The organism is Luteibacter sp. 329MFSha (assembly GCF_900111665.1).
Taxonomy (GTDB): Bacteria; Pseudomonadota; Gammaproteobacteria; order Xanthomonadales; family Rhodanobacteraceae; genus Luteibacter.
The window spans coordinates 1,761,053-1,776,793 of sequence record NZ_FOJE01000001.1 but is presented as its reverse complement, the minus strand read 5'-3'; the positions used below and the strand labels follow the sequence as shown (position 1 = coordinate 1,776,793).

The 15,741-nt window shown below is 68.6% G+C and carries 14 protein-coding genes; 11 read left to right on the top strand and 3 right to left on the bottom strand.

The annotated features are described in order from the left end of the window. The first annotated feature begins 71 nt into the window (after window positions 1-71). The 9 genes from BMW54_RS07980 (at window position 72) to BMW54_RS07945 (ending at window position 8,332) form a co-directional block, all read left to right on the top strand. Window positions 72-326: a hypothetical protein gene (locus BMW54_RS07980; RefSeq protein ID WP_090054447.1), complete on the top strand. Its 255-nt coding sequence runs from the start codon at window positions 72-74 to the stop codon at window positions 324-326. A gap of 201 nt (window positions 327-527) precedes the next feature. After that, window positions 528-653: a hypothetical protein gene (locus tag BMW54_RS19110; protein WP_256374574.1), complete on the top strand. Its 126-nt coding sequence runs from the start codon at window positions 528-530 to the stop codon at window positions 651-653. An 88-nt stretch (window positions 654-741) separates the two neighbouring features. Continuing rightward, a complete protein-coding gene (locus tag BMW54_RS07975; RefSeq protein ID WP_090054446.1) occupies window positions 742-954 on the top strand; it encodes a hypothetical protein in 213 nt (70 codons plus the stop codon). Between the two features lie 162 nt (window positions 955-1,116). Next, the gene (locus BMW54_RS07970; RefSeq protein ID WP_090054444.1) at window positions 1,117-1,317 is read left to right on the top strand and encodes a hypothetical protein; all 201 of its coding nucleotides are present in this window, start codon (window positions 1,117-1,119) and stop codon (window positions 1,315-1,317) included. An 88-nt stretch (window positions 1,318-1,405) separates the two neighbouring features. After that, window positions 1,406-2,131 (top strand): FadR/GntR family transcriptional regulator, encoded by a 726-nt coding sequence (locus BMW54_RS07965; protein ID WP_090054442.1) that lies wholly within the window; start codon window positions 1,406-1,408, stop codon window positions 2,129-2,131. Window positions 2,132-2,457: 326 nt separating this feature from the next. Then, window positions 2,458-3,384 (top strand): aldose 1-epimerase, encoded by a 927-nt coding sequence (locus BMW54_RS07960; RefSeq protein ID WP_175472806.1) that lies wholly within the window; start codon window positions 2,458-2,460, stop codon window positions 3,382-3,384. A gap of 4 nt (window positions 3,385-3,388) precedes the next feature. Continuing rightward, complete coding sequence (locus BMW54_RS07955) at window positions 3,389-5,635, top strand: alpha-galactosidase (protein WP_254779153.1); 2,247 nt, start codon at window positions 3,389-3,391, stop codon at window positions 5,633-5,635. A gap of 100 nt (window positions 5,636-5,735) precedes the next feature. After that, on the top strand, window positions 5,736-7,958 hold the full coding sequence (locus BMW54_RS07950) for an alpha-galactosidase D (protein WP_090054436.1): 2,223 nt from the start codon (window positions 5,736-5,738) through the stop codon (window positions 7,956-7,958). Window positions 7,959-8,122: 164 nt separating this feature from the next. Then, a complete protein-coding gene (locus BMW54_RS07945) occupies window positions 8,123-8,332 on the top strand; it encodes a hypothetical protein (protein ID WP_090054434.1) in 210 nt (69 codons plus the stop codon). Window positions 8,333-8,337: 5 nt separating this feature from the next. On the opposite strand, the gene BMW54_RS18800 is transcribed toward BMW54_RS07945, so the two are convergent. Next, the gene (locus BMW54_RS18800) at window positions 8,338-8,496 is read right to left on the bottom strand and encodes a hypothetical protein (RefSeq protein WP_175472805.1); all 159 of its coding nucleotides are present in this window, start codon (window positions 8,494-8,496) and stop codon (window positions 8,338-8,340) included. Window positions 8,497-8,870: 374 nt separating this feature from the next. Between BMW54_RS18800 and BMW54_RS07940 the strand changes: the two genes are divergently transcribed. After that, window positions 8,871-9,524, top strand: a complete 654-nt coding sequence (locus BMW54_RS07940) for a response regulator (RefSeq protein ID WP_090054433.1) — start codon at window positions 8,871-8,873, stop codon at window positions 9,522-9,524. A 95-nt stretch (window positions 9,525-9,619) separates the two neighbouring features. Here the strand turns inward: BMW54_RS07940 and rne are convergent, their stop codons facing one another. Then, the gene (gene rne, locus BMW54_RS07935) at window positions 9,620-13,030 is read right to left on the bottom strand and encodes a ribonuclease E (protein WP_090054431.1); all 3,411 of its coding nucleotides are present in this window, start codon (window positions 13,028-13,030) and stop codon (window positions 9,620-9,622) included. A gap of 350 nt (window positions 13,031-13,380) precedes the next feature. On the opposite strand from rne, the gene BMW54_RS07930 reads away from it, so the two are divergent. Then, complete coding sequence (locus tag BMW54_RS07930) at window positions 13,381-14,328, top strand: RluA family pseudouridine synthase (RefSeq protein WP_090054429.1); 948 nt, start codon at window positions 13,381-13,383, stop codon at window positions 14,326-14,328. Between the two features lie 12 nt (window positions 14,329-14,340). Here BMW54_RS07930 and BMW54_RS07925 read toward each other — a convergent pair whose 3' ends face one another. Next, window positions 14,341-15,741, bottom strand: a complete 1,401-nt coding sequence (locus BMW54_RS07925) for a CPBP family glutamic-type intramembrane protease (RefSeq protein WP_090054427.1) — start codon at window positions 15,739-15,741, stop codon at window positions 14,341-14,343.

The following is a 15,741-nucleotide window of genomic DNA, read 5'->3' as shown; positions in this document are numbered from 1 at the left end:
GCGGCGGCGGGTTGCCAGCCTGCCGCGCCTCTTGCACCATCGTCGTATCGTAAGGGAGCGAGCGACCACCGATGGCGAATGCGCTGAAGGTAGGGGCCCACTGGGCCGTGATCGAGACCACCGCGACGTCGGATGGTCAGTGGCGCGCGCAATGGGCTCTCTACAAGGAGCTCGCCGCCGCGATGGAAGTTGGCCAACCCGAACGCATCCGCTCCGCGGTCTCGGGGCGGACGGCCGGTTTCCGTGTCGAGGCCGATGCCCTCCAGCAGGCGGAAGAGGATGCCGCACGGACCGAGCGCGTGCTGAGCGGCACCTACGTCATGTAGCGATCCTGAGGGCAGGGCGGCGTGTGTCTGCGAAGCGCGTAGGCCGGATGGCCATCCTGGCGAGGGCCACGGCAAGTCGCTTTCTTCGTTTTGTAGGATTACGCCTACAGACGCGTCACGTTCCGGCCGGTAATGTAGCGTCCGGTCAGGGGACAGAGGCTCGAACGTGCCAGGAAAGACGATACATCGGGCGGTGGCAGCATGACCGCGCTCGCGACCATCGGCGTGTTCGCCTTCTTCATTACGCTCGTGAACCTTCCTAAGAACGCCGCCGCCCGGATTCCGGGTGTCCGGACCGCGTTCCGCCGGCGCCGCCAGGGGCCGTGACGAAGCGATCACCGGCCCGGCCCGATCATGCGCTTCGGCGACGCGTCGACAGGACGACGGAGCCGCATCGACCCGTCGGAGCACGCCCGTGATCGAGACCATCGGCAACTACACCCTGCATGTCACCACCACCCAGGCCGACGGTCGCTTCAGCGGCCGGTGGTCGCTTACCCGCAATGACGACGCGCCGGGTTCGGCGGCGCGCGAGGAAGACGTGGTGGGGCCGTTCCCCGACGAGGTATCGGCGCGCGAAGCCGCGCGCGAAGCGGGCAGGGCCCGGATCGATCGGCTGCGCGGGTAACCCTGCGCCACCGCGCGCCGGATCCTGATCGTCCTCTTCCACGACGGACGTGGGCGCTTGCCGGAATTGCCTGCAACTTGCGGCGTATCCGAGGGCCGTTTTCACGCGGCCGGCCGACATGCTGCGGCACTATTTCGTCAGGGGATCCACGGGGACGAATCGATGTGGGGCTTGCTCACACCGGAGCAGCAAGAGGCGTTGCTCAAGCTCAGCGATACACGGCACATGTGCGTGGGGACATTGTCCGAAACGGCGTGCCGCGAACTGCAGGCACAGGGCCTGGTCAGGCAGAACGACGACGGTTGCTGGCGCCTCAGCGCCAGCGGACGCGAGCTCGTGCTGGGTGCGGCCCAGCGGACCTGACGATCCGGCAATGCGAATGACGCAGCGCGACACCGCCGCGTTGCGCTAAGGTGGCTCGCAGACAGCCCTTCGCATTCGGGAGCAATGCATGGTCAAGCCCGTCGCCGCGCGCGGCCTGCACAATCTGGTGGTTCAGCAACTCGGCCGGTTGATCGTCAGTGGCGAACTGGCGCCCGGATCGGGGTTGCCGCGCGAGGAAGTGCTCGCCGAACGCCTGCAGGTGAGCCGCACCGCCTTGCGCGAGGCCATGAAGGTGCTGGTGGCGAAGGGACTGATCGAATCACGGCAGCGCACGGGCGCCAGGGTGCGCGACGAGGTCAACTGGAACCAGCTGGATGCCGACGTGCTCGGCTGGCGTTGCGCCTCCATGCCCACGGACAGTTTCGTCGAGAAACTCGTTGAGATGCGCGAGCTGATCGAGCCCGGTGCGGCGGCCGCGGCGGCGAAGCGCAGGACGGAAGCCCAGCTCGCCGATCTCAAGGCCGCGTACGAGGCGATGGCCGCGTCCGCGGACCTCGATGCGTGGGCCGAGGCGGACCTCGCCTTCCACCAGGCGCTGCTGAAGGCAACGAACAACGAGCTGATGGTCTCGTTGTTCTCGGTGATCGAAACGGCGCTGGGCACGTTCTTCCTGCTCTCCGCTCGCAACGCCGGGAATTTCAAGGCCGCCTTGCCCTATCACCAGGAAGTCTACGAGGCGGTGCGGCGCAAGCGCCCGGAAGTGGCGCGCAAGGCGATGGCGTCGATGGTGGCCGAGTCGCGCGAGAACATGGGCAAGCGGCCCCGGAAGAGGCGCGCCTCCGCCGAAGCGTGATGCATGTCGCATTCGCCAGGCGTGCCGCGCGGTGGCGTCTCGAGCCACCGCCGGCAGCAGGGAACGGCGAACCGCATGGTATGACTGCCGTCATCGCGAATGCTGCGACGCAGCTTGCGCCTCGCTACTCATAAAATACTACAATTAAGTCGCTAGATAATCCGCGGCACCCGAGTTCCAAGGGCGCCATTCGGGTGCCGTGCGAAAGCGCATCGACGCCGTGCACGTCGCCAGGGGAAATGCCGGACATCGACGGCCGTCCGATCGCAGCGCAGGCGACGGGCTCACCATCGTGGCCCGGTCTTCATGGATGCCACCGTGTGACGATGAGCTTGTCTGACGCGCTCCGGATCGGCAACGAAAGGCTCAGCCTGTCGGTTCTGCCGCGCGCAGGTGGCGGCATCGTCGCCTTCGATGCGCTCGTCGACGGCCACAGTGTGCCGCTGATGCGTCCGACCCTTCCATCGGACGTCGACGCCGCCGGCGTCGTCGATCCCAACCGCCTCGCCTGTTACCCCCTGCTGCCGTGGAGCAATCGTATCGCCCACGGCGGCTTTTTTTACGGCGGGCGACGGGTGGCATTGGAACTCAACCGTGCGGGCGACGCCTGGCCAATCCATGGCAGCGCGTGGCAGCGAGCCTGGACGACGCTGACCCACAGCGCGGACACGCTGCTGCTCGTGCTCGAGGACAGCACGCCCGACGCCTACGCGTACCGGGCGACGCTCGGCTACCGGCTCATGGGCGATACGTTGCGCGTCACGCTTCGCGTCATCAACGCCGGGCCCCACGCGCTGCCGTTCGGCCTCGGACTCCATCCATTCTTCCCGCTGCACGGTGGCGCCCGGCTCCACGCGCCCGCCACGGAGGTCTGGCTCAACGATGGCCACGATCCGATGCCCGTGCGCCGCGAGGCCGTGCCCGCGGCGTGGGATTTCAACGGCACGGTGCCGTTGCCCGCGGGTGGGCTCAACCATGCGTTTCAGGGATGGGATGGCCGGGCCACGATCGAATGGCCGGATCAATCGCTGCGTCTGCACGTGTCGTCGGATGTCGACACCTACGTGATCTACGTGCCGGAAGGCGAGGCGTTCTTCTGCTTCGAGCCCGTGGACCATCCCATCAACGCCGTCCACCTGCCCGGAGGCGCGATCGCCAACGGCATGACGGAGCTCGCGCCGGGCCGGAGCCTGGAGCACGCGTTCGCGTTTCGCGTGGAGGCGATGGATCGCACGCCACGAACCATGAGGTGAAGTGATGTTTTCTTCTTCGATGATCCGCGTGGCGGCCTGTCTCGCCGGCGGCCTGCTCGCGGTCCCCGCGATCGCCGCGACCCAGGGCGATGCTTCCGCGCGTTTCGACCCGTCGCAGCGTGTGTTTCGTCTGGACGCGGGTGCTGTGACCTACGCGATGGGCGTCAACGCCGACGGCATGCTGCAGACCCTCTACTGGGGCGCGCGCCTTCCGGCCGACGATCCCCTCGGCCCGGCGCTTCCCGCGCCGGAGCGTTCGTCGTTCGACTCCGCAGGCGCGCTCACACCGCAGGAATACGCGGGATGGGGCGGCAATCTGACCGCGACACCGGCGCTGAAGGTGAAGTTCGACGACGGCAACCGCGACCTGGTGCTGCGTTACGACAGTCACCGTCTCGAGAAGGACGCGCTCGCCGTGACGATGCGCGACGCGAAGGCGGGGGTGACCGTGATCCTGCGTTACACGGCGGACGAAGCGACCGGCATCGTCGGGCGCTCGGCGCACATCGAGAACACGGGCAAGCAGGCACTGACCATCGACAGCGCCGCCGCCGCGACGTGGAACCTCCCTCGCGCGCCGGATTACTCGCTGCGCTACCTGACGGGCACCTGGGCGGGCGAGTGGCACCTGCAGACGCGTCCGGTGACGCCAGGCGCGACCGTGCTCGAGAGCCGACGCGGAAGCACCGGCGACGAGAACAATCCGTGGTTCGCGATCGGTCGCGGCGACGCGTGGAACGAAGAGCACGGCGACGTCTGGTTCGGCGCGCTCGCCTGGAGCGGTTCGTGGAGCATCCGCGTGGAAGAGGACATCCTCGGCCAGGTGCGCGTGGTGGGCGGATACAACCCGTTCGACTTCGGTTATCGGCTCAAGCCCGGCCAGTCGCTCGACACGCCGGTGTTCTACGCGGGTTACACGAAGGACGGTGTCGGCGAGGCCTCGCGCCTGATGCACGCGTTCGAGCGCGATCGCGTGCTTCCCGGTGGCGCGTCGGCGCCACTTCGTCCGGTGCTGTACAACTCGTGGGAAGCCACGGAATTCAAGGTCGAGGAGCCGGGGCAGGAAAAGCTCGCGGAGAAGGCGGCGGCGCTTGGCGTCGAGCGCTTCGTCGTCGACGACGGCTGGTTCGGGGCGCGTGACAACGACCATGCGGGGCTGGGCGACTGGGTCGTGAATCGCCGAAAGTTTCCGAACGGCCTCAAGCCGCTGATCGACAAGGTCCATGGGCTCGGCATGACGTTCGGTCTCTGGGTCGAGCCCGAGATGGTGAACGCGGACAGCGACCTCTATCGCGCGCATCCCGACTGGGTGCTCAACTTCGCCGGAAGGCCGCGCAGCGAAGGGCGCCATCAGATGGTGCTCAACCTCGCGCGCGAGGACGTCAAGGCGCACGTGCTCGACGTGCTCGACCGCCTGCTCACCGAGAACGACATCCAGTTCCTCAAGTGGGATTACAACCGGAACTGGTCCGAGCCGGGCTGGCCCGAAGTCGCGCCCGAGGAGCAGCAGAAGGTCTACGTGACCTACGTGCGCAACCTCTACGACATCCTTCGCCAGTTGCGCGCGCGGCATCCGAAGGTGGAGATCGAGTCGTGTTCGGGCGGTGGCGCGCGCGTCGACCTCGGCATCATGGCGCTCACCGACGAGGTATGGCCCTCCGACAACACCGATCCGTCCGATCGCCTCTCGATCCAGGACGGCTTCAGCTACGCGTACGCACCCGCGACGATGATGGCGTGGGTGACGGGTTCACCGAACTGGGTGAACAACCGCGTCAGTTCGCTCGACTTCCGTTTTCTTTCGTCGATGCAGGGCGGCCTCGGCATCGGCGCGAACCTGCTCGAGTGGACGCCGGCGGAAGAGGCGACCGCGCGCGGCTACGTCGCGGCGTACAAGACCATCCGCGAAACGGTCCAGCGGGGCGACCTCTATCGCCTCCTCTCGCCGCGCGATCGGGCGCCCTGGTCGGCGACGCTGTCCGTCGCGCAGGACCGGCACCAGGCCGTGCTGTTCGCGTTCCAGCGCCAGGGCGAGGAAGCGCGTCCGTTCCCGACGCTCGCGCTGCGCGGCCTCGATCCGAAGGCGCGTTACCGCTATCGCCTGATCCACGGCAAGGTCGCGCCAGGTACCCCGGAGGTCGCCAGCGGCGCGTACTGGATGCAGCGCGGTATCGACATCGCGATGCGCGGCGACCTGCAGGCCGCCGGACTCGTGTTCGATCGCGAGGGCGCACCACGCGGATCGCGCTGACCTGCCCGCGTGCGCCGCCCTTTCGCGGCGCACGACACGTTCGACGAAGCTTTTCGATCGGTGCCCCGCCCCGGGGCGCCGCAACCATCGGAGTGCGCCAATGAACGCCAGTCATGCCGTGCCACCGTTCCCGCCCAGCCGTCGCCGCGAAAGCCGGCGACATCTCCCGAACCTCGCGCGCACCGCGCTCGCATGCGCGCTCGTCGCGTTCGCGGCCGATGCCTCCGCGCAGGTCAACGGGGCAGGGCAGAAGCCCTACCTCGGCTGGAGCAGCTTCAGCCAGCAGACCATCGAACCCGCGTTCCTGACGCAGGCGAACATGCTGATCCAGTCCGACGCGCTCGCATCGTCCGGATTGCAGGCGCATGGTTACACGTACATAAACCTCGATTCCGGCTGGCAGGGAAGCTTCGACGCGAACGGCCGACCCACGCCCGATCTCGCGACGTTCCCCGACATCAAGGCGATGGTCGACCATATCCACCGCAACGGGCAGAAGGCCGGCATCTACTGGATTCCCGGTGTCGAGGAGCCGGCGGTGCAGGCCAACTCGCCGATCCTCGGCACGTCGCTGCACATCCAGGACATCCTCGCGTTGCCACACCGCGCCGGCAACGCGTTCGGCGGGCCGGGCGAGAATCCGTACCATTACAAGATCGACTTCTCCAGGCCCGGCGCGCAGGAATACATCGACTCCGTCGTCGCGTTGTTCTCGTCGTGGGGCTTCGATTTCATCAAGCTCGACGGCGTCACGCCCGGCTCGTACAGCGACGACCTCTCGATCGACAACCGTGACGACGTGGTGGCCTGGTCGAAGGCGATCGCTCGCACCGGGCGGCCGATCTGGATGACGATCTCCTGGCAGGTCGACAAGGACTACCAGGACATCTGGATTCCCCATTCCAACGCGCGCCGCATCGACGACGACGTCGAATGCGAAGGGCGTTGCGCCACGCTGACGAACTGGCCGCGCATCGAGAAGCGCTTCCGTGACCTGCCGGGTTGGCAGGACGCCACGGGCCCCACCAAGGGCTGGAACGACCTGGATTCGCTCGACATCGGCGACGGCGAGCGTGACGGGCTCACGCTCGAGGAGAAGCGCTCGGCGGTGACGCTGTGGGCCATGGCCAACGCGCCGATGTACCTCGGTGGCGACCTGACAAAACTGGATCCCGCGGGCAAGGCGCTGGCGACGAACGACGAGGTGATCGCCGTAAATCAGTCGGGGCGGCCGGCGAAGCAGGCGCTCGGCGGCGACCTGCCGGTATGGGTGAGCGATCTCGGCAACGGCCGCTACTACGTCGCGCTGTTCAACATGAACGCGACGAAGGCGGTCGTCGAGTTGCCCTGGAAGACGATCGGCATCATCGGCGCGAAACGCACGCGCGACCTCTGGCGTCATCGCGAACAGGGACCGTCACTGGGAAGTTATCGCACGGAGCTTCCGGCGCACGGGACGCAGCTGCTGCTCGTCGACGCGCTGCCCGGGCAAGTGCCGTCGGAGCCGTCGACAAGCTACGAAGCCGAAACCGCATCGCTGTCGGGTAACGCCGCGCCGGCCTCGTGCAGCGGTTGCTCGGGCACGACGAAGGTGGGCGGCTTGGGTCTCGGCGCCGAGAACGCCGTGAGCGTGGACAACGTGTACGCGCCGCGAGACGGTACGTATCTGATGCAGATCGACTCGCTTACGCTCGGCCTGCGTTCTTACCTTTACCAGGTCAACGACGGCCCGCTGCAGACCTTCAATTCGGGCGGCGGCAGTTTCCAGCTTCCGTCGAGCAGCACGGTGCCGGTCTGCCTGCGCCGCGGTTACAACCGTATCCGGTTCGGCAACGCGGCGAGCTATCCGCCGGACCTCGATCGTATCGTGGTACGCGGTCGCGGGGATGCGGCGCTGCCGGCGTCGGCGACCTACGAGGCCGAGGCCGCGCAACGCGGTGGCGCCGTGACGGCGGGCTTCAGCAACTACTTCTCCGGTCTCGCGAAGGCGGGCAACGTGGGCGGTGGCATCGCCAACGACGTGGTGTTCCCCGCCGTCACGGTACCCGTGTCCGGGAAGTACCAGCTCGAGATCGATTACGCGACGAACGGGCCGCGCTCGCTGTACCTCACCGTCAACGGGGGCGCGCCGACGAAGCTCGACCTCGACGGCAGCAGTTTCGACGATCCGGTGGCGAAAGTGCTCGACGTGTCGCTGAAAGCGGGTACGAACACGATTCGCCTGGGCAATCCGGATGCGCCTGCGCCGGACCTCGATCGCATCGTCGTCGCGCCGCAGGTGTTGCCCGCATGGCTTGGCGCATCCGCCCGCAACTGTCGCTAAGGTGGAAAGCACGTCGCGGCGCGTCACGCCGCGACGTGTTCGTCGCCGATCGAGCCGTGAAATCGACGAACGTCGTGGAGATCGTCTAGCTCTCCGCTTCACGCTACCCGAATGCACGCATCGCGAGGCTACGCTTACTCGCGGAATGCAACGGGGAGACAGTCATGGCTACCGTCACAGAGGGTTCGCACGTCAACACCATCGGCGCGCTCGCGGCGGGCAAGTTGCTCGCGAAGGCGACGGGTGGGCGGTGGGGGCCGGCCATCCTCATCCTCGCCGGCATCGTGATGCTGAGGAAGCGCGCCGCCGCACAGGCGGCGCGCCGGGAGCGGGCCGATATCGCGGATGCGGGCGGTGTCGATCCGCTCCGCTAAAGGTCTCAGGAACCTTCTTTCTTCTTACGCTGGTTGTCTTCACCGGAACCGTCGAGGGCATCGCCGGAGGCGTCCGTGGGACGCTGCTCCGTGGGGCCCTTACGCTCTTCCGGCGGAATGTCCTGACCGGGCGTTTGTGGCGGGCGATTTTTCTCATTAGCCATGATGGATACTCACCTTTTCGGGGGGAAGTTCCACGATGACGCCGGGAGGCTCATCGTCGCGTGGCCGGCGCGTGATCGAACTGTCGCCGAATGGGCGCCCATGTTCTGAAAATGCTTGGGGCGGGCGCTGCGCAAGGGCAAGGCAGTTGCGCGTCAGGCCTTGCCTACAAGCGGCTGCGCTCAGGGATGACGCGGCCATCGGGTGATCACGCCTCACGCGCTTCGGCAAATCCCGCTACAGCGTGCGGCGGCCGACCCGGATCATAGCGCCACGCTGGTTGTCTCGCCTGCACATCTGGCATTGTATGCATCAGCAGGCGGCGCGCGGTCGAATCCATGCGCCCGAAGTACAGTCGGCCCAGGGAGGGCATTGAATGATTAGTGTTGTTTTGGTCGACGACCATGAACTGGTCAGGACCGGTTTCCGGATGATCCTGCAGCAGCAGGCGGATATCCGGATCAGGGGGGAAGCGAGTTCGGCGGAAGAGGGCCTGCGCCTCATCCGCGCGCAGTCGCCGGATATCGCACTCATCGACGTGCACATGCCAGGCATGAGCGGGGTCGAGCTGACGGAGCGCATCGTGCGTGCCAAGCTTCGCACGAACATCGTCATTCTGACGGTGGTCGACGACGCACGTTTTCCGAAGCGCCTTCTGGACGCCGGTGCGCTTGGCTACCTCACGAAGGGATGTTCGTCGGACGAACTGCTTACCGCCGTGCGCTCGGTCGCGTCGGGGCGCCGCTACCTCGCGCCGACTGTCGCTCAGCAGCTCGCGCTGGCCACGCTCGATGGCTCGGATTCGCCGTTCGACGCGTTGTCCACGCGAGAGATGGAGGTCGCGATGATGCTCGTGCGTGGCATGCCGCTCACCTCCATCGGCGAGCGGCTCAATCTCAGCCCCAAGACGGTGTCGACTTACAAGCAGCGGCTCATGGAGAAACTGCATGTCGACCACGTCGTGGGCCTGGCCCATCTCATGACCATCCATGGATTGCTCGACACGCACAATCACCAGGTCGGTAGCTGAGTTCGGGTTCGATCACGCATAAAAAACGCCGGGCAATGCCCGGCGTTTTTTATGCGTGATCGGACGGGAAGGGCAGGACCCTTCCCGTCGCACGATCAGTGCTCGCTCTGCTCGCCCTGCGGCTCCTGACGCGGACGCGTCAGCAGATCGCCCTGAGCGGGCGGGGTCCAGGCCGGACGGTCCGCGTTGGCAGGCGGCGCATGCGACACCGGCGACACGTTCGACGCCTCGGGCAGCTTCGGCGTCACGGGCGCGGGCGGAGCGGCCGGCGCGGTGGCCGGCGACGCAGCAGCCGGAGCCGGAGCCGCAGCAGCCGGAGCCGGAGCCGCAGCAGCCGGAGCCGCCGGAGCCGCCGGAGCCGTGACGATTTCCGGTGCGGGAGCGGCAGGTTTGGCCTGCGGCTTCTCGGGCGCCGGCGAGGCGTCCGCCACGGGCTCCACAGGTGCCGCGTCCGCGATGGGCGCCTCATCGGCCTCGGCCACCGGGTCGGGCAGGATGCCACGAGCCGGCGCGTCGAGGACGGACGCCGGCGGCGTGCGTTCGGTGGTTTCGATGGCCGCGGGAGCCTTCGCCACGGTTTCGGCGACCTCGGAAACCACCGGCTGAGCAGGCTGCGTCGCCGGGGCCGGAGCCTCGGTCGTCACGGCCGCCGTTTCCGTCGAAGCGGACGGGGTTGCCGCCGGGACTGGAGCGGATCCGGACACCGGTGCGGTCTTGAGCGGGGCGTCGGATTCCGTCTGGCGCCGTTCCGTGGTCCGCGTTTCGGCCGAATCCGCGGGGGTGGCCACGGCGTCGACGTCCACCGGCGCGTGCGGCGCCGGAGCGGCGTGCCCCGGGATCGGCGGCAGCTTGGGCAGCGACGGCAGCGTCAGCGCGGACGGCACGGACTCGTCGTCGGCGGGCTCGGCCGGGCGGCTGGCCACGGCGGAGGGTGCTTCGACGGCGAACGCGCTTTCCGCGGCGGCGGCGGTGTCGAGCATGGGCGGGATGCTCGGGCTCGCGCGGCCCGTCGTTTCGACGGCCTCGTCGTCGCCCTCGTCATCGTCGCCGTCATCGGCGCCCGGGGCGCCTTCGATGGCGCCAGCCTGCGCACCGTCTTCCTGGCGGCGACGGCGGCGACCACCACGACGGCCGCGACGGCGGCGCTGGCCACCCTCGGTGTCCTTCGTGCCTTCCGGCTGCGCATCGGCGGCTCCGGCGACGGCCGTGGCCTCGCCCTCGACGATGGGCGCATCGGTCGGCAGTTTCTCGTCCGCCTTCGTGACCGGCGCGCTGGCCGGCTTTTCGGCGGCCGGGCGCGACGCGACGGGCGCGCTCGCCTCCGCGGCGCTCACGGTCGTCACCGCGACGGCCGAGGTGGCGAGCGTGGCGGCCTTCTCGATGTCCTTGCCCGGCTTGTCGGCCTGCGGCTGACGCTCGCCGCGCGGCTGCTGCTGACGGCGGTTCTCGCCCTGCGCGGCCGGCGTTTCGGTGCGGCCCTGGCGGCCCTGACCCTGCTGACCGTCCTTCGGCCGGTTCTGCTTTTCTTCGCCCTGGCGCGGCTGCTCGCCCCGACCCTGGCCCTGCTTGTTGCCCTTGGCCTGCGGCTGACCGCGACCCTGCTGGGCGCCGTCCTTGTCCTTGCGCTGACCCTGGCCACGCTGCTCGTTTCCGCCCTTGTTGCGCGGCTCGTTGCCACGACGCTCGTCGCGACGACCGCCGCTACGCTCGTTGCGGCCGTTCGGGCGCGACTCGTCGCGACGGGTGGAGGAGGCCGTCTGGGCGGCCGCCGGTGCGGGCGCCGCGGCGCCGCCTCCGAAAAGGCTGCCGAAGAGGCGCGAGAAGAAACCGCCCGCCGGCTGGGCCGGCGCGGCGGGACGGGCCACCGGCGCGACTGGAGCCGCTTCGGTCTCGTCGTCGCGCAGCGGCGCGGGGGTGGACGGCACGACACCCGTGACCAGCGGCTGCTCGCCGCTGCCCAGGGCCTGGCCCATCTTCGGCAGCGCGGTCGCGACGGTCGGGGTGGTGCGCTCGTAGCTGGGCTTGCTGTGCTCGCCCATGTCCGCCTCGCGGATGCGGGTGATCTCGAGGTGCGGCGTCTCCAGCTTGTCGTCGGCGACGACGACCACGTGAACGCTGTGGCGCAGCTCGATCTCGACGATGCTGGCGCGCTTCTCGTTGAGCATGAAGTTGGCGACCGACGGCGGCGCCTGCACCAGGACCTGCCCGGTGTTGTCCTTCATCGCGTGCTCTTCGATCAGGCGCAGGGTCGACAGCGCGAGCGATTCCACGCTGCGGATGTGGCCGTGGCCTTCGCAGCGCGGGCAGACGATCTGGGTGGCTTCGCCAAGGCTCGGGCGGAGGCGCTGGCGCGACATCTCCAGCAGGCCGAAGCGCGAGATGCGACCGATCTGGACGCGGGCGCGGTCGGCCTTGAGGGCCTCCTTCAGGCGCTCCTCGACCTCGCGCTGGTGGCGCGGGCTGTCCATGTCGATGAAGTCGATCACGATCAGGCCGCCGGCGTCGCGGATGCGCAGCTGGCGGGCGATCTCGGTGGCGGCCTCGAGGTTGGTGTTGAACGCCGTCTCCTCGATGTCGCTGCCCTTGGTGGCCTTCGACGAGTTGATGTCGATGGCGGTCAGGGCTTCGGTCTGGTCGATGACGATCGAGCCGCCGGAGGGAAGGCGGACGTTGCGCTCGAAGATGCTCTCGATCTGCGTCTCGATCTGGTAACGCGAGAACAGCGGCGTCGGGTCCTGGTAGAGCTTCAGCTTGCGCAGGTTGTTCGGCATCACCTGCTGCACGAAGTCGCGGGCGTCGCTGAACAGCGATTCCTCGTCGATCAGGATCTCGCCGATGTCGTTGCGCAGGTAGTCGCGCAGCGCGCGGATGAAGAGCTTCGATTCCTGGTAGATCAGGAACGGCGCCTTCTGCGAGTTCCCGGCGGCCGAGATCGACTTCCACAGCTGCAGGAGGTAGTCGAGGTCCCACTGGAGCTCTTCGGCGTCGCGGCCCATGCCGGCGGTGCGCACGATCAGGCCCATTTCGTCGGGCACCGTGAGGTGCTCCATCGCTTCCTTCAGCGCCTGGCGGTCTTCACCCTCGATGCGGCGCGACACGCCGCCGGCACGGGGGTTGTTCGGCATCAGCACCATGTAGCGGCCGGCGAGGCTGATGAACGTGGTGAGGGCGGCGCCCTTGTTGCCGCGTTCTTCCTTCTCGACCTGGACGATGATCTCCTGGCCTTCCTTCAGGAGTTCGCGGATGTTCGATTTGCCTTCCGCGTTCGGATTGAAATACTCGCGGGCCACTTCCTTCAGCGGAAGGAAGCCGTGGCGCTCGGCGCCGTAATCGACGAAGCAGGCTTCGAGGGAGGGTTCGACGCGGGTGATGCGGCCCTTGTAGATGTTGGCCTTTTTCTGTTCCCGGGACGGGATTTCGATGTCGAGATCGTAAAGGTTCTGACCATCGACGATGGCCACACGCAACTCTTCGCGCTGAGTCGCGTTGATCAACATACGCTTCATTGTGGGTTCCTCGGCCTTGCCGCGCGGCCGCGCGCCGCGGTGGCGCCCGTTTGGCGGCCTGCCGGGGATCGCGCCGCAGCGGTGAGGCTTCAAGCGGCATGGGATCCGGGACCGATACCTGGACCCGGCGTGATTCGTGAATAAGCGCCTTGCAACCGGTCCGCGTCCCTACGGATTAGCCGGACAACCGCAACCCGAACCGCTACGATGTGGGGTGTCCTCGCCTACCGGCCCCTCGGACGGAATGGCGCGACACTCGCCCTACGCGGCGATACAGGCACCCCGCGAGAGATGAGTCTTCAGCGGAGCCTGGCGCTCGCCGAGTATCCTATCAATTTCGAGTTTTATCAATGCAGACGGCAACTTCCCTCGACGGCGGCCAAGGTGTGCGCCTGGTCGAAATCGGTCCCGAGCGGGACGGTCAGCGCGTGGACAACGCCCTGATGACCCTCCTGAAGGGGGTGCCGCGCAGCCTGGTGTACCGCATCCTGCGCACGGGGCAGGTGCGTATCAACGGCAAGCGGGCGAAGCCGGAAACGCGCCTCGCGGCAGGCGACATGCTGCGCATTCCGCCGGTTCGCGTCGCGGAGCGTGATGAGACCGTGGCCCCGTCCGGCATGGTCCGCGCGGTCGCCGACTCGGTCATCTTCGAGGACAAGCACTTCCTCGTGATCGACAAGCCGGTCGGCATCGCGGCCCACGGCGGCAGCGGCGTCAGCCATGGGGCGATCGAACTGCTCCGGGCTGCCCGTCCCAACGAACACCTCGAGCTCGTCCACCGGCTGGACCGCGACACCAGCGGCGTGCTCGTGCTCGCGCGCTCGCGATCCGGCCTGACGGGCCTGCAGGAGCTCATCCGCGAGAACCAGGTCGTCAAGCAGTACCTCTGCCTGATGACCGGGACGCCCCGCAAGGCGAAGTTCGACGTCAACGCGCCGCTGCTGAAGTCGGTGATGCACGGCGGCGAGCGCATGGTGCGCGTGGACGACGCCGGCAAGCCGTCGCTGACCTTCTTCCAGGAGCTGGAGCAGTATCCGGCCTCGCGCCTCATGCAGGCCACGCTGGGAACGGGGCGCACGCACCAGATCCGCGTCCACGCCCAGTACATCGGCCATCCGCTGGCCGGCGATCCGAAGTACGGCGACGAGGAGGCCAACAAGCGCTTCCGCGCCAAGGGCCTGAAGCGCATGTTCCTGCACGCGTCGCGGATGAGCTTCGACCTCGGGGGTAGGAACTACGACTTCTCGGCGCCCCTGCCGGACGATCTCAAGGCGTTCCTCGACAACCTCCGCGGGTAAACGGCGTGGCGTCTAGTTGAGGAAGCGCCCGCTGACCTCGAGCGAGCGCAGGATGCCGCCCGCCAGCCCGGCCTGCACCAGCAGGGCGCTCGCGGCGTGGGCGAGGGCGACGGGAAGCAGCGAGCGATGGCGCAGGAACCACCACGCCCAGCCCAGTTCGGCGACGAAGCACAGTTGCATGAGCACGCCGTTGGGGGTGTGCAGGAGCGCGAAGGCCAGCGCGGTCAGCAGCACGGCCCAGGCCCGGGGCAGGGCACGGTCGAGCAGCGCCCCGGCGACGGCCAGCACCAGCCATTGCTGGAAAACGGCCCAGGCGACGTAGACGAGGGCCCGTCCCGGCAGGGGCCACGCCAGGCGATGGCCGACGAGGGCGACGAGCGCCGCCGCGACGACGACGGCCAGGAAGGGCCAACCGGCGCTTCGCCAGGCCCCGCCCCAGTGCCATGCCGGCGGGTCGTGGCGCCACGCGAGCAGCGCGGCGTAGGCCACGCCGAGGCCGAAGGTGGCGATGCCCGCCAGCGCTGGCCTGCCGTCGAAGCCGAGGCTGGCGATGAACCACAGCGGCCCGGCCAGCACGAGCAAGGCCTTGGCGATGTCCTTGGCCCGTTGCGCCCCGGGCCGCCGCCAGGCGACGGCGGCGACGATCAGGAGCGCGGCGTAGACGGCCGGCGGTACCTCCTCGAGCCAGGCGGGCGCCGGCCGGCGCAGGCCCTGGTCGAACGTGACGAGGGGATCGGCGGCGCGCTGATTGTCCCGCCATGCCAGCAGCGCCTCCGCGCCGAGGCGCCCGGGAAGGCTGCCGGCGTGGGGTTCGACGATCCCGGACGAGGGCAGCAGGGCGGCCGAGCGCAGGACGACCGAGGTGCCGACAGGCATGACCACCCCGAGCCGGAGCATCGCCGCGCGCGTGGGCGCCGCGATCGGACGGCCGTCGTCGTCGCGCCAGTCCAGTGCCGGGAGGGCGATCCGCCGTCCCGCCGCCCCGGGCATCAGCTCGCCGACGTCCGCATGGCGCGTCGGCTCGTCGAGACCCTCGCGGACGGCCAGGAACGCGTGTACCGGGGCCGACGCCGCGACCTGAAGGTGCAGTTCGTCGATGCGGCGGATGTCCGCGGTGCGGAAGAGGGGGAACCCGACTTCGGCGGCCGAGCCATCGGTCGCCCGAAGGGTGAGTCCGTCGCGGCCGCCCTCGACGGTCGCGCCACCGAACGCACGGCCGGCGATGACGTCGTCGGGCGCGCGGAACCGCCACGACCATGGCGAGCCGCCCGCTTCGAACGTGGCGCGCTCGGCGGCGCTGTCGCGCTCGATGGCGCCGCGGACCACCACCGCGGCCAGCCGCGGCATCAGGGCGAGCAGCGCCAGCGCGACGATCGTCGCCGCGATGAACGACCATGGGCGGCCGGCGCGCAC